General features: G+C 75.1%; 13 protein-coding genes. 6 read left to right on the top strand and 7 right to left on the bottom strand.

The window, feature by feature from the left end; genetic code table 11:
• Nucleotides 1-16 precede the first annotated feature (16 nt).
• The 4 genes from ACRYMN_RS03475 (at nucleotide 17) to ACRYMN_RS03460 (ending at nucleotide 3,533) form a co-directional block, all read left to right on the top strand.
• Complete coding sequence (locus tag ACRYMN_RS03475) at nucleotides 17-880, top strand: DODA-type extradiol aromatic ring-opening family dioxygenase (protein WP_432492000.1); 864 nt, start codon at nucleotides 17-19, stop codon at nucleotides 878-880.
• Complete coding sequence (locus ACRYMN_RS03470; RefSeq protein WP_432491998.1) at nucleotides 877-1,239, top strand: hypothetical protein; 363 nt, start codon at nucleotides 877-879, stop codon at nucleotides 1,237-1,239. Before ACRYMN_RS03475 ends, ACRYMN_RS03470 begins: the two co-directional genes overlap by 4 nt.
• Nucleotides 1,240-1,298: 59 nt before the next feature.
• Nucleotides 1,299-2,189, top strand: coding sequence for a DNA/RNA non-specific endonuclease (locus ACRYMN_RS03465; protein WP_432491997.1), 891 nt, complete (start codon nucleotides 1,299-1,301; stop codon nucleotides 2,187-2,189).
• 168 nt (nucleotides 2,190-2,357) lie between these two features.
• A complete protein-coding gene (locus ACRYMN_RS03460) occupies nucleotides 2,358-3,533 on the top strand; it encodes a 4-hydroxybenzoate 3-monooxygenase (RefSeq protein WP_432492090.1) in 1,176 nt (391 codons plus the stop codon).
• Between the two features lie 63 nt (nucleotides 3,534-3,596).
• Here the strand turns inward: ACRYMN_RS03460 and arfA are convergent, their stop codons facing one another.
• From arfA to ACRYMN_RS03440, 4 genes are read right to left on the bottom strand one after another with little or no spacing between them, the layout of a single operon-like run.
• Nucleotides 3,597-5,114: an arabinosylfuranosidase ArfA gene (gene arfA, locus ACRYMN_RS03455; RefSeq protein WP_432491995.1), complete on the bottom strand. Its 1,518-nt coding sequence runs from the start codon at nucleotides 5,112-5,114 to the stop codon at nucleotides 3,597-3,599.
• Between the two features lie 44 nt (nucleotides 5,115-5,158).
• Nucleotides 5,159-6,052 carry a carbohydrate ABC transporter permease gene (locus ACRYMN_RS03450; RefSeq protein ID WP_432491993.1) on the bottom strand — a complete coding sequence of 298 codons (894 nt, stop codon included), beginning with the start codon at nucleotides 6,050-6,052 and terminating at the stop codon, nucleotides 5,159-5,161.
• Complete coding sequence (locus tag ACRYMN_RS03445) at nucleotides 6,049-6,999, bottom strand: carbohydrate ABC transporter permease (RefSeq protein ID WP_432491991.1); 951 nt, start codon at nucleotides 6,997-6,999, stop codon at nucleotides 6,049-6,051. The genes ACRYMN_RS03450 and ACRYMN_RS03445 overlap by 4 nt, the downstream gene beginning before the upstream one ends.
• 26 nt (nucleotides 7,000-7,025) lie before the next feature.
• Nucleotides 7,026-8,345, bottom strand: a complete 1,320-nt coding sequence (locus ACRYMN_RS03440) for an extracellular solute-binding protein (RefSeq protein ID WP_432491989.1) — start codon at nucleotides 8,343-8,345, stop codon at nucleotides 7,026-7,028.
• A gap of 119 nt (nucleotides 8,346-8,464) precedes the next feature.
• On the opposite strand from ACRYMN_RS03440, the gene ACRYMN_RS03435 reads away from it, so the two are divergent.
• Both ACRYMN_RS03435 and ACRYMN_RS03430 read left to right on the top strand, forming a co-directional pair.
• Nucleotides 8,465-9,481: a LacI family DNA-binding transcriptional regulator gene (locus tag ACRYMN_RS03435; RefSeq protein ID WP_432491987.1), complete on the top strand. Its 1,017-nt coding sequence runs from the start codon at nucleotides 8,465-8,467 to the stop codon at nucleotides 9,479-9,481.
• A 52-nt stretch (nucleotides 9,482-9,533) separates the two neighbouring features.
• The gene (locus ACRYMN_RS03430) at nucleotides 9,534-10,496 is read left to right on the top strand and encodes a quinone oxidoreductase family protein (protein ID WP_432491985.1); all 963 of its coding nucleotides are present in this window, start codon (nucleotides 9,534-9,536) and stop codon (nucleotides 10,494-10,496) included.
• Nucleotides 10,497-10,547: 51 nt separating this feature from the next.
• Here ACRYMN_RS03430 and ACRYMN_RS03425 read toward each other — a convergent pair whose 3' ends face one another.
• Genes ACRYMN_RS03425 through ACRYMN_RS03415 form a run of 3 tightly spaced genes read right to left on the bottom strand, consistent with a single transcriptional unit; the run spans nucleotide 10,548 to nucleotide 13,258 of the window.
• Nucleotides 10,548-11,297: a VOC family protein gene (locus tag ACRYMN_RS03425; protein ID WP_432491983.1), complete on the bottom strand. Its 750-nt coding sequence runs from the start codon at nucleotides 11,295-11,297 to the stop codon at nucleotides 10,548-10,550.
• 6 nt (nucleotides 11,298-11,303) lie between these two features.
• A complete protein-coding gene (locus ACRYMN_RS03420) occupies nucleotides 11,304-11,516 on the bottom strand; it encodes a DUF3072 domain-containing protein (RefSeq protein WP_432491981.1) in 213 nt (70 codons plus the stop codon).
• Nucleotides 11,517-11,563: 47 nt separating this feature from the next.
• On the bottom strand, nucleotides 11,564-13,258 hold the full coding sequence (locus ACRYMN_RS03415) for an ATP-binding cassette domain-containing protein (protein WP_432491979.1): 1,695 nt from the start codon (nucleotides 13,256-13,258) through the stop codon (nucleotides 11,564-11,566).
• Nucleotides 13,259-13,404 lie beyond the last annotated feature (146 nt).

Genomic DNA, 13,404 nt, shown 5'->3' with positions numbered 1-13,404 from the left:
CGAACGAGGAGGTCCCATGGCCGAGCTGGTCGCGGTGATCGCGTCCACCCACCACCCCTTCTACCACCGCACCAGCACCCTGCCGCCCGAGCAGCGCCCGGCCTTCGCCGAGGAGTGGATCCGCAAGGTGGAGGCGTTCCGCGAGACGCTGACCCGCGCGCGCCCCGACGTGCTCGTCATGGTCGGCTCGGACCACTTCCACCAGCTGTGGCTGGACAACATGCCGCAGTTCCTCGTCGGGCACGCCGAGCAGTACGACGCGAACTGGTACAACGAGGAGCGCGAGTTCGGCATGCCGCGCATGCTGCTGCGCGGGGACCGCGACCTGTCCGGGCACCTGCTGCGCACCGGCCTGGACGCCGGGTTCGACCTCGCCTTCAGCAACGAGCTGCGCATCGACCACAGCGTGACCTGCCCCATCATCACGCTGCGCCCGCAGAACGACCTGCCGATCGTGCCGGTCTACACGAACATCTTCGCCCCGCCGCTGCCGCAGCCGAAGCGCTTCGTGCAGCTGGGCGCGGCGATCCGCGAGGTGGTCGAGTCCTGGCCCTCCGACAAGCGGGTGGCCGTCATCGGCACCGGGCACCTCTCGCTGGAGCTGGGCGGCCCGCGCCAGTTCGGCCCGCACGGCCCCGACCCGGAGTTCGACCGCCGCGCCGTGGAGTGGATCTCCACCGGCGACATCGAGGGGTGCCTGTCGGAGGTGACGCTGGAGAGCCTGCACGCCCCCGGCAACGCCACCCACGGGTTCATGGACTTCATGCTGATGATGGGCGTGGCCGGCGAGGGGGCGCGCGCGCACCACGTGGACACCGTCGACCTCTTCCACACCATGGAGGCGTACTTCACCTGGTACCCGAAGGGGGTGCCGGCGTGAGCAGGTACCTGGTGGACAAGTTCCTCTACACGGTCGACCGCGACCCGGAGCTGGTCGAGCGCTACCGCGAGGACCCGCGCGGCACGGTGCGGTGGTGGGAGGCCGAGCGCGCCGGGCTGCTGCTGGGCTGCACCGCCGCCGAGCGCACCACCTGGCTGGCGTTCACCGCCGCCGAGCGCGAGGCGCTGGCCACCCACGACCACGTCGCCCTCTTCGAGATGGGCGCGCACCCGTTCCTCACGCTGACGCTGTTCATCGCGATGTTCGAGCGCGACCACCCCGAGCCGCTGGGCTACCAGCTCGCCTACGCCCGCGCGCTGGAGCGCTTCACCCCGCCGTACGCCGACACCTCCACCTGAGCGCCGCCGCCGGGGCGCGCCGGGTGCCCGTGTCGGCGGCGGGGTGCAGGGTGGGGGACGTGGACGAGACGAGCGCGGCCGCCGCCGCGGTGGACCTGTCGGGGCGAGCCGGCTTCGACCCGTCGTTCCTGGCCCCCGGCCCGGTGGTGCCGGTGCCCCTGCCCACGGACGGCACCCGGGTCGTGGTGCTGCCCTACACGCACTTCACGGTGGTGCTGCGCCCGGACCGCCGCCTGGCCGCGGCCACCGCCGTCGCCGTCGACGGCGCCTCGCTGCGCGAGGTCGAGCGCGGCGGGGACCGCTGGTTCCTCGACCCGCGCGCTGAGGCGGGCGCGCAGGCCGGGGCCGAGCTGTACGCGCGCAACGACTTCGACCGCGGCCACCTGGTGCGCCGGCGCGACCCGGTGTGGGGGGAGCCGGCCGAGGCGCTGCGCGCGAACGCGGACACCTTCAGCTACGCCAACGCCGCCCCGCAGGTCGCCGGCTTCAACCAGTCCGAGGAGTTGTGGCTGGGCCTGGAGGACCACGTCCTGGCCCACGCGCGCGAGCACGACGCGCGCATGGTGGTGGTCACCGGCCCGGTGCTCGCCGAGGACGACCCCCCCTACCGGGGCGTGCGGGTGCCCCGGCGCTTCTTCAAGGTCGCCGGGTACCTGCTCGACGACGGCTCCGGCGAGCCGGTGCTGGCCTCGGCCGGCTTCGTGCTGGACCAGACGGCGCTGGTGGACCGGCTGCTGCGCGCGGAGGCCTCGGCGCAGCGGGTGCCGGAGCTGGGGGGCTTCGGCACCTTCCAGGTGCCCGTGGCCGACGTGGCCGCGCTGAGCGCGCTGGACCTCGGCCCGCTGGTGGCCGCCGACCGGCTGCCCGCGCTGGCGCCCGTGGCGGCGGCCGACGGCGGCGGCGCACCGCTGTGGCGGCCCGTCGTGAGCGCCGGGGACCTGCTGCTGTGACGGACGGCCTGCACGCCCAGTGATCGACGGGTGGCGCTCGGTCGAGCGCGAGCCGCCGATCCGGTGCGCGCTCCCCTCGCCGTCACCCGGGTGGCCCACCGTTCGCCCGGGCATCCACCCGAACGGCATCCGAGGGGCGCCGGTACCTGCCACGGTACGGGCGTGGAGTTGAGGACTGACGTCGTCATCGTGGGCGCCGGCCCGGCGGGCCTGCTGCTCTCGCACCTGCTGGCCGCCGACGGGGTGGACTCGATCGTGCTGGAGAGCCGCTCGCAGGCGCAGGTGGCCGCCCGGGTCCGCGCCGGGGTGCTCGAGCAGGCCACCGTCGACGTGCTCACCGACGCCGGCCTCGGCCGGCGGCTGGCGCGCGAGGGCCGCAGGCACGACGGCATCCACCTCACCTGGCCCGACGGCGGGGTCTTCGTCGACATCGCCGGGCTCACCGGCCGCTCCACCGTCCTCTACGGCCAGGCCGAGGTGCAGAAGGACCTCGTCGAGGCCGCCCGGCAGCGCGGCCAGCGGGTCCTGCACGGGGTGTCGGCCACCCGCGTGCACGACGCCGGCACCGAGCAGCCGTGCGTGAGCTTCACCGACGCCGAGGGCACCCCCGTCCGCGTGCGGGCGGCCGCGGTCGCCGGGTGCGACGGCTCGCACGGGCCCAGCCGCGGCGCGGTGCCCGAGCGGGCGCGCACGCGCTACGAGCGCCGCTACCCGCACTCGTGGCTGGCGGTGCTGGCGCAGGTGGCCCCCTCGACCGAGCACGTCCGCTACTCCTGGCACCCGCAGGGCTTCGCCCTGCACTCGATGCGCTCGGCCAGCGTGAGCCGGCTGTACCTGCAGGTGCCCGCCGGCACCGACGTGGCCGACTGGCCCGACGACCGGGTCTGGGAGGCGCTGGCGCTGCGGCTGGGCTCGGGCCGGGACGGCTTCGAGCTGGCCACCGGGGCGATCACCGAGAAGTCGGTGGTGCCGGTGCGCAGCCTGGTGCAGACCCCGATGCGCCACGGGCGCCTCTTCCTGGCCGGGGACGCCGCGCACGTCCTGCCGCCCACCGGCGCCAAGGGGCTGAACCTCGCCGTGGCCGACGTGGCGCTGCTGGCCCCGGCGCTGGTGGCCCTGGTGCGCAAGGACGACAGCGGTCCGGCCGACACCTACTCCGAGCGGGCGCTGGAGCGGGTGTGGCGCAGCACGCGCTTCGCGACCTGGATGACCGACCTGCTGCACGCCGGCGAGGACCCCTTCGAGGCGCAGCTGCAGCTGGCCCAGCTGCGCTGGCTGGCGCGCAGCCGCACCGCCCGCACCGACCTGGCCCACCACTTCGCCGGGGTGCCGCTGCACCGGTGAGCGGCGCCGCGGTCACCGGCCCCCCGGACGGGGACCCGGTGGCCGCGGCGCACCCGCGAGGGCTCAGCCCCCCGCGACCTGCACGACCGCCCAGGACAGCGGCGGCAGCACGAGCGTGGCCAGGCCGTCGACGAGTCCGACGTCCTGCAGGGGGCGCAGGCCCACCTGGTCGTGCCCGCCGGTGGCGTTGGTGGTGTGCCGGTCCTGGCCCTCGGCGGCGGCCAGCACCTTCGCGCCCACGACCCTCGAGACGTCGAAGCCGCGCAGGGACACCTCGACGGAGGCGGGCTCGGACAGGTCGCGGTTGGCCAGGAACAGCGAGACCGTCGAGGTGTCGGAGTCCCAGGTGGCGCTGGCGTCCACCACGTCCACGTCGCCGAACTTCGCGCTCTCGTACTTGTCGGAGCTGGCGGCCACGCGCAGCACCTCGCCGGTGGCCAGGTGGCGCACCTGCTCGAACGGGTGGGCGATGGTCTGCTTCCACGCCCCGCCGCCGGGCTCGCTGCGCAGCAGGCCGATGACGTTGACCAGCTGCGCCTGCGCGCCGATGGTGACGCGGTCGGCGTGGCGCAGCAGCGAGTTCAGCAGGGTGCCCACGACGACGGCGTCGGTGATGGAGTACTCGTCCTCGATGACGCGCGGGGCGACGTCCCACGGCTGCACGCCGGGGGCGTGGTGCGGGCGCGACTGGTACCACACGTTCCACTCGTCGAACGAGATGCCGATGCGCTTGTGGTGCTTGCCGCGCGCGCGCACCGCGTCGGCGGTGGCGACGACCTGGTCGATGAACAGGTCCATGTCCACCGCCGAGGCCAGGAAGCTCGCCGGGTCGTCGTCGACGTCCTCGTAGTAGGCGTGGCAGGAGACGTAGTCGACCGCGTGGTAGGCCAGCTCCAGGACGGTGGACTCCCACTCGCCGAAGGTGGGCATCGAGCGGCTCGAGGAACCGACGGCCACCAGCTCGATGCCCGGGTCGATCGAGCGCATCGCCATGCCGGTCTCGGCGGCCAGGCGCCCGTACTCGTGGGCGGTCTTGTGGCCGGTCTGCCAGGGCCCGTCCAGCTCGTTGCCCAGGCACCACAGCTTGATGTCGAAGGGGTCCTTGCTGCCGTGCGCGACGCGCAGGTCGGCGTACTTCGTGCCGGCCTCCATGTTGGTGTACTCCAGCAGGTTGCAGGCGTCCTGCAGCCCGCGGGTGCCGAGGTTGACGGCCATCATGGTCTCGGTGCCGACCTTGCGCGCCCAGGAGTCGAACTCGGCCAGACCGAACTGGTTGGTCTCCACCGAGCGCCACGCGCGGTCGATGCGCCGGGGGCGCTCCTCGCGCGGGCCGACGGAGTCCTCCCACTCGAAGCCGGAGACGAAGTTGCCGCCGGGGTAGCGCACGACCGTCGGGCCGAGCTGCTTCGTCAGCTCCAGCACGTCGCCGCGCAGGCCGTCCTCGTCGGCGGTGGGGTGCTCCGGCTCGAAGATGCCGGTGTAGACGCAGCGACCCATGTGCTCGACGAAGGAGCCGAACAGGCGGTGCGGGACGGGCCCGACGGTGAAGGCGGGGTCGAGGGTCAGGCGGGCTTTGCGCACGGTCTTCCTTCCAGTGGGGGTGGTGAGGGGCCGGGGGGCGCCGCTCAGCGGCCGCCGAGGCCCGTCGTGGCGACGCCGCGGATGATCTGGCGCTGGAACAGCATGAACACGACGATCAGGGGCAGGCCGGCCAGCAGGGCCGAGGCCATGACCTGCGCGTAGCGCACGCCGAAGCTGGACTGCACCTGGACCAGGCCGACCGGCAGCGTCATGAGGTCGGGGTTGGAGGTGATGATGAACGGCCACAGGAAGTTGTTCCACGCGCCGATGAACACGAAGATCGCCACGGCCGCCAGGATCGAGCGCGACAGCGGCAGGACGACCTGCCAGAAGACGCGGAACGAGCCGGCGCCGTCCACCCGCGCGGCCTCCTCCAGCTCGCGCGGGATGCCGTCGAAGAAGCTCTTCAGGATGAAGACCATCGTCGGTACGGCCAGCTGCGGCAGGATGATCCCCCAGTAGGTGTCGGCCAGGCCCATCGCCAGCACTTCGCGGTACAGCGGCACGACGAGGATCTGCGGCGGCACCATGATGCCCGCCACCGTCAGGGCGAAGAGCGCGCCCCTGCCGCGGAAGCTGCAGCGGGAGAAGCCGTAGGCCGCCAGCGCCGAGAGCGCCACCGTCAGCACCGTGACGACGACCGCGACGAGGGTGGAGTTGACGAACCAGGTGAGGAGGTTGTCGTTGCCGAGCACCGAGGTGTAGGCGTCGCCGGTGTAGCCGGCGTCGGGCACCACCTGCAGCGGGACGTCGGTGGTCTCGCCCTCGGGCTTCAGCGAGGTGATCAGCGCCCACGCCAGCGGCGCCAGCCACAGCGCGGCGGCCACCACGAGAGCGGTGACCACCAGGGCCAGCGCCAGGGGGGAGCGGTGGCGCACCGCCTCGCCGCTGCGCGTGCTCACGGCCCGCTCGGCCCGGGGGGTGGTCAGGGTGCTCATGCTGCGGTCCTTCCCCGGCGGCGGCTCAGGGCGAACTGCCCGAGTGAGACGACGATGATCAGGGCGAAGAAGACGTACGAGATCGCCGAGGCGTAGCCGAGGCGGTAGTTCACGAAACCGGTGTCGTAGACGTGCTGCAGGATCGGTGCGGCCGCGCCGCCCGGCCCGCCCGAGCCGGCGAACAGGATGTACGCCTGGTCGAAGACCTTCAGCGAGGCCAGGAGCTGCAGGACGACGACCAGGCCGGTGGTGCCGCTGAGCAGGGGCAGGGTGATCGAGAGCAGCCGGCGCCGCCCGCCCGCGCCGTCCAGCGCGGCGGCCTCGTACACCGTCTCCGGGATCGCCTGCAGCGCCGAGAGGTACAGCAGGAAGTTGAACCCGACCGTCCACCAGACGGTGATGACGACCACCGACGTCAGCGCGACGCTCTCCTCGCTGAGCCAGCCGACCGTCGGCAGCCCGAGGGAGCCGAGGACGCCGTTGATGAAGCCGAAGTCGCCCTGCATCAGCCAGTTCCAGATGAGCACGACGGTGGAGACGGGCAGCAGGTAGGGGGCGAAGAAGGAGAAGCGCCAGAACCACTGGCCCCCGACGCCCGTGTGCACGAGCAGCGCCATGGCCAGGGGGACCAGGACCAGCGGGATCGTGGACAGGACGGTGAACAGCAGGGTGTGGCCCAGGGTGCGCCACACCTGCGGGTCGCCGAACAGCTCGCCGTAGTTCTCCAGCCCCACGAACGACGTCGGGGCGCCGGCGAGGCTGATGTCGAAGAAGCTCATCCCGAAGCCGTAGAGGACCGGGAAGATCGTGAAGGCCGCGTAGACGACGAGGAAGGGCAGGACGAACCAGAACCCGCCCGGGTTCGTCGTCAGGGAGTGCGTCCGGCGCCGGGACCGCGTCGTCGCGGCGGGCGGTGCGAGGGTGGGACCGCTCGTGGTGGTGGCCATGGGGGACCTCTGTCGGGACGGCCGGCTCAGACCGGGCTGGGGATGGCGAGTCGCTGGTCGAGCCAGCTCACGAGGGCGTCGGTGGCCTGCTCGGGCGTCTGCGCCCGGGTGGAGACCCCGAGGATCAGCTGCCCGCCGTAGGACATCAGCTGGGAGCCGGAGCCGGAGAAGTACGCGTCCGGGTCGTACTCGACGAACTCCGCCGCGCCGGCGTAGTTCGACTGCGGCTCCAGCGCGAGGAACTCCGGGCTCTCCGAGACCGCGGACAGCGCCGGGATGTGCCCGCCGCCCGCCCAGGACAGGCTGTTGCGCAGCATGGAGGCGGCCATGTCGTAGGCGGCGGCGCGCCGCTGGCCGTCCAGCGAGACGTGCCGCGGCAGGACGACGCTGTGGCTGTCGGCCCGGATCAGCGGCTCGTCGCCGAACAGGGCGGGGAACTGCGTCATGGTGAACGGGACCTGCGCGCTCTGCGCGGTGATGAGCTCCCAGGGGCCCAGGACGAACAGCCCCGCCTGCTGGCTGGCGAAGACCGCCGGCGCGGCCGGGCCGTCCAGGGTCGGCGAGCAGATCGTGCCGTCGGTCAGGTCCCGCAGGAAGGAGAACGCCGAGACCACCGCGTCGCGGTCGACCTGCGCGGTACCGCCCTGCGGCAGCTCCATGACACCGCCGAGCTGGCGGAACACCGACCAGAACAGCATCCAGCCGGCCAGGCCGTCGGCGGCGGCGGCCCAGGAGATCCCCGTCGAGCCGGTCACCTCGGCCAGGCGCCGGCCGGCGTCGAGGAACTGCTCCGCGGAGGCGATCGGTGCCAGCGCGCCGTCGGTGCCCAGCAGGCCCGCGCGCTCGCACAGGTCGGTGTTGACGTAGAGGACCATCGGGTGCGTGTCCAGCGGCAGCGCGTACAGCTCGCCGTCGACCAGCGACTGGTCCCACACCCGGGCGGGGAACTGCTCGCGCGTGATGCCGCGCGCGGCCAGCTCGTCGAGGTCGAAGGGGTCCAGCAGGTGCGCGGCGAACGGGGGCAGGCGCGAGAGGTGCATGGTGGCCAGGTCCGGTGCGCGCCCGCCGGCGCACGCCATGGCCAGCTTCGTGTAGTACGGCGAGCCCCACATGAGCGTGGTGTCGGTGACGTCGACGTCGGGGGCCTCGCCGCGGTAGGCGTCGACGAGCTCGACCATCCGCTCGCCGTCGCCGCCGGTGAAGAAGTTCCAGTACGCCAGCTGCCGCCCGGAGCCGGTGCCGGTGAGCGGCGCCGCGCACGAGGTGAGCCCCGCGGCGCCGGCCGTCAGAGCGGTGGCGCCCGCAGCGCGCAGGAGGTTCCTGCGCGTGAGGGACGTTCGGGTCATCGTCGACCTCCCTGCTTCCTTGCAACGTTGGAAGAAAGAAACACCCTGGATCCCCGGCGCGTCAAGCGCGCCCGGCCGGACTGCTGCGGGGAGGGGCCGGTCGGTGACAGGATGGGTGCGTGCCCACCGGTCGAGCCACGACGCTCAAGGACGTCGCGACCGCCGCCGGCGTGTCGATCAAGACCGTCTCCAACGTGGTCAACGACCACCCCCACGTGCGCCCGGAGATGCGCGAGCGCGTGCGCGCCTTCATCGACGAGCTGGGCTACCGCCCCAACGCGATGGGCCGGCAGCTGCGCCGGGGCCGCAGCGGCCTGATCGCGCTGGGGGTGCCCAACCTCACCAGCTCCTACTACGGCGAGCTGACCAACGCGCTGGTGCGCGCCGCGCGCCGGCGCGGGCTGACCCTGCTGGTGGAGCAGACCGACGGCGACCCCGAGCGCGAGCGCGAGGTCGCCGACGGCGTCGGCGCGCGCATGGTCGACGGGCTGGTGCTGGTGCCGCTGAACATCCCCGACGAGGTGCTCCTGACCCGTCGCGACACCACCCCCGCCGTCCTCATCGGGGAGAACGGCGAGGGTGTGGACGTCGACCGCGTCACCGTGGACTCCGTGGCCGTCGGCGACGCGGCCACCACCCACCTGCTCCAGCGCGGCTGCCGGCGCATCGCCTTCCTCGGCGACAAGGACGCCGACCGCTCCCCGGTGCTCGCCCAGCGCCTGGCCGGCTACCGCCGCGCCCTGCGCCGGGCCCGGGTGCGCTTCGACCCCGCGCTGCTGCAGACCACGCCCGAGTGGGAGCGCCCCCACGGCCACGACGGCGCGCTGGAGCTGCTCGCCCGCCGCCCCGACGTCGACGGCGTCTTCGCCGCCAACGACCTGCTCGCCTTCGGCGCCCTGCACGCCCTGCGCGGCCTGGGCCGGCGCGTGCCGCAGGACGTGCTGGTCGTGGGCGTCGACGACGTGGAGGAGTCGCGCTACTGCGCCCCCACGCTGAGCACCGTGGCCATCGACCGCACCTCCGCGGCCGAGCAGGCCTTCGCGCTGCTGGCCGAGCGCCTCGACGGCCTCGAGGCGCCCGGGCGCACCCTGGTCGCCGAGCACCACCTCGTCGTGCGCGAGAGCACCGGCGGCTGACGCGGGCGCGCCGCGCGCGGCGGGATCGCCCCGCGCGCGGCAGGATCGCCCCGTGCGCGCCGTGCGGATCACCGTCACCGGGGGCCCGGAGGTCCTCACCGTCACCGACGTGCCCGAGCCGGAGCCCGGCCCGGGGCAGGTCCTCGTGGCCGTCGAGGCCGCGGGGGTGAACTACGTCGACACCTACCTGCGCTCGGGCACCTACCCGCAGCCGCTGCCCGCGCCGGTGGGCAGCGAGGGCGCCGGGCGCGTGCTGCGCGCCGGCGAGGGCGTCGAGGGGTTCGAGCCCGGCCTGCTCGTGGCGTGGAAGCAGGCGCCGGGCAGCTGCGCGGAGCGGGTGCTCGTCGACGCCGCCGAGCTGGTGCCCGTGCCCGACGGCGTGGACGCGCGCACCGCCGCGGCGGTGCTGCTGCAGGGCCTGACCGCGCACTACCTGGCCACGAGCACCCACCCCGTCGCCCCCGGCGAGCACGTCCTCGTGCACGCCGCCGCCGGCGGGGTGGGGCTGCTGCTGACGCAGCTGGTGCGCCTGCGCGGCGGGCGGGTGCTGGCCACCACCTCCACGCCGGAGAAGGCCGAGCTGGCGCGCGCCGCCGGCGCCGAGGAGGTCGTGGCCTACGCCGACGCCGCCCGCCGCGCGCGCGAGCGCACCGGCGGGCGCGGGGTGGACGTCGTCTACGACGGCGTGGGCCGGGCCACCTTCGACGACAGCCTGGCCGCGCTGCGCCCGCGCGGGCTGCTGGCCCTGTACGGCGCCTCCAGCGGGCCGGTGCCGCCCTTCGACCTGCAGCGGCTCAACGCCGCCGGCTCCCTGTTCGTCACCCGCCCCTCGCTGGCCGCGCACACCGCCGACCGCGCCGAGCTGCTCGCGCGCACGAGCGAGCTGTTCGCGCGGGTCGCCGACGGCAGCCTGCGCGTGCGCGTGGGCGGCACGTACCCGCTGGAGGAGGTGCGCCGGGCCCACGAGGACCTCGAGGGGCGGCGCACCACCGGCAAGCTGCTGCTGCTGCCCTGAGGGGTGCCCGGTGCTCCCGCGGCGCCCCGCGCACCGGGCCGGGGCGGCCGCTCAGCCGCGCTCGCGCAGCACGCAGAACTCGTTGCCCTCCGGGTCGGCCAGCACCACCCAGCTCACCCGCCGGTGCTGGCCCACGTCCACCGGGCGCGCCCCGGCCGCCAGCGCGGCGCGCACCACGCGGTCCTGCTCCGGCGGGCCGGCGGCCGGGCGCACGTCCAGGTGCCAGCGGTTCTTCACCGCGTGCGCGGAGGTGGTGCGCACGAACTCCAGGTACGGGCCGCGACCGCCGTCGCGCAGCGCCGCGGCCGACGGGTCCGAGCGCACCTGCCGCCAGCCGGTCAGCGGCGCCCAGAACGCGGCCAGCGCCTGCGGGCGCAGGGCCTGCACCACCACGGCGGCCACCCGCCCGCAGCCCTCGTACTGCGGGCGCGGGTCCAGCACGCAGAACTCGTTGCCCTCGGGGTCGGCGAGCACCACCCAGGGCACCTCGCCCTGCCCGACGTCGGCGCGGCGGGCGCCGTGCGCCAGCAGGAACGCCACCGTCTCGCGCTGCTCGGCGGGCGAGGAGGTGTCCAGGTCCAGGTGCACGCGGTTGGGCGCGCGCTTGGGGTCGCGCACCGGCACGAACACCAGCGGCACGCCCGGCTCGCCCTCGGGCGGGTCCACGTCCACCTCGCCGTCGTCGGCGTGGCCCAGGCGCCAGTCCAGCGCCCGCGCCCACCAGCGCGCCAGCCCGGCCGGGTCGGCGGCGTCGACCGTCACCGACTCCAGCCGCGAGCGCGCGCCCGGGCCCGCGCCCACCGCCGGCTACTGGCCGCGGCCGGTCTGCTGCTGCAGCTCGTCGATCAGCTCCGAGGCCTTCGCCTTCGTCAGGTCCTCGGGCAGCTCGCGGCCGGCCTCGCGCGCGAGGGTCTGCAGGTAGCTCTTCTGCGGGCCGGTCATCGGCTCGTCGCCGGTGACCCAGGTCTCCGGGTCCTTCTCGGCGTTCTGCGTCGGGTCGGGGGTCTGGTTCTCGCTCACGGCGCCGACGCTACGGCGCGGCCCCGACACGCGCCCGGCGGAGCGCCTCAGCCCGCGACGGCCGGCTGCTCCTCGCGCACGCGCCCGTCCTGCACCCGCAGCACCCGCGTGCAGCGCCGCGCCAGCTCCGGGTCGTGGGTAACCAGCACGGTGATGCGCTCGGCGGCGCCCACCCGCAGCAGCTCCGCGACGGCGTCGCGGGCGGGCGCGTCCAGCGCGGAGGTGCCCTCGTCCACCAGCAGCACCCCCGCGCCGCGGTGCAGCGCGCGCGCCACCGCCACGCGCTGGCGCTCGCCGCCGGACAGCTCGCGCCCGTCCTCGCCGACCGCGCCGCCGCCCAGGCGCTCGGCCACCGGGCCCAGCCCGACGGCCCCCAGCAGCCCGGCCACCCGCGCGTCGGACGCCCCGCGCCCGGAGGGGTCGAGCGAGACGTTGGTGGCCAGGTCGGCGTCGAGCAGGTGCACGTGCTGGGGGACCAGCGCCACCTGCGCCGCCCACGCCGCGCCCAGCGACTCCAGCGGCCGGCCGTCCACGGACACCGCGCCCGCCGCCGGCGCCAGCACCCCGGCCAGGACGTCGACCAGCGTGGACTTGCCGGCGCCGTTGGGGCCGACCACCGCCACGACGTCGCCGCGGCGCAGGAGAACGTCCACCCCGGAGAGCACCGCGCGGCCCGTCTCCGGCAGCACCACCTCCACCCCGCGCAGCGCCACCTCGCGCGGCGCCGGGCCGGCGGGCGGGCGCGGCGCCGGCTCGCCCAGCAGCGCCGCGTCCGCGGCCACCGCCTCCACCGCCGCGCTCGAGTGCGCCACGGAGTGCACGAGGGAGACCAGCGAGACCAGGGAGGGCAGCACCCGCAGCGCGGCGTAGGCGAAGAGGCCCAGCGTGGGCAGCACCGCGGCCTGCTCACCGCGCGCGACCGCCACCGCCACCCAGGCGACGACGAAGAGGACCAGCAGCGTCTCGGCCACCAGCCGCGGCAGCGAGCGCACGACCTCCTCGTCGCCGCCGGCGCGCGCGATGCGCCGGCGCACGTCGCCGAAGCGGCGGCTGAAGTCCTCCGCGCGCCCGGCCAGGTGGATCTCCGCGGCCAGGTCCAGCGTCTCGCCGGCGGTGCGCAGGCTCTCGCCCAGCGCCTCCTCCACGGTCTCCCCGAGCCGGCGCACCGGCCGGCGCACCGCGCGCGAGACCAGCCACAGCAGCGGCCCGAGGACCAGCGCGGCCAGCAGCGTCGCCGAGGGCGCGACGACGGCCATGACGGCCACGACGGCGACCGTGCGCAGCACCGTGCCGGTGGCCAGCACGCACGGCACCAGGCACTCCTCGACCACCGTCATGACCGTGTCGTGCACGTTGCGCACCAGCTGCGCGCGCCCGCGGCGGCGCGCCTCGCGCGGCGGCAGCGACAGGTACCCGCGCAGCAGCCGCTGCTCCAGGCGCGCCCCGGCGCCGTAGCACAGGCGGTGCAGCACGAGGTCCTGCGCGACCACCAGGCCCGCGCGCAGCGCGAACGCGGCCACGACGGCGGCGGCGAAGAGGCCCAGCCCCGTCCCGGCGGCCTCCACCCGGCCCAGCCCCGGCACGGCCACCGACCCGGAGGAGAGCAGGCGCACCAGCGCGAGCACCAGGCCGGCGGTGGCCGCCTCCAGCGCGCTGGTGCCCGCCACGAGCACCAGCAGCAGCGCCCAGCGCCCCCGCCGCTCGCCGAAGAGGAGGCCCAGCTGCTGAACCGTCCGGACCAAGGGGGTTCCTCCCAACGTGTGGTCCCCGGGCCGCTGCGCGGGGTGCGGCCCCCGGGCGGACCTACCGTCGAGGCGACGCCGCGGGTGCGGCGCGACGGCTGGGGGGCCCACGGATGATGACGCACGGGACGCACCGCTCGACAGCG

The sequence above is a fragment of the Kineococcus gypseus genome (genome assembly GCF_050871305.1).
GTDB lineage: Bacteria > Actinomycetota > Actinomycetes > Actinomycetales > Kineococcaceae > Kineococcus > Kineococcus gypseus.
Note: the sequence above shows the minus strand (reverse complement) of the source record. Positions and strands in the feature narration are given on the sequence as shown.

What these genes read in the sequence shown, in the direction of transcription:
- ACRYMN_RS03445 (WP_432491991.1), bottom strand. Translation starts at nt 6,999, where the DNA reads ATGGCCACCACCACGAGCGGTCCCACCCTCGCACCGCCCGCCGCGACG.
- ACRYMN_RS03475 (WP_432492000.1), top strand. Translation starts at nt 17, where the DNA reads ATGGCCGAGCTGGTCGCGGTGATCGCGTCCACCCACCACCCCTTCTAC.
- ACRYMN_RS03450 (WP_432491993.1), bottom strand. Translation starts at nt 6,052, where the DNA reads ATGAGCACCCTGACCACCCCCCGGGCCGAGCGGGCCGTGAGCACGCGC.
- ACRYMN_RS03440 (WP_432491989.1), bottom strand. Translation starts at nt 8,345, where the DNA reads ATGACCCGAACGTCCCTCACGCGCAGGAACCTCCTGCGCGCTGCGGGC.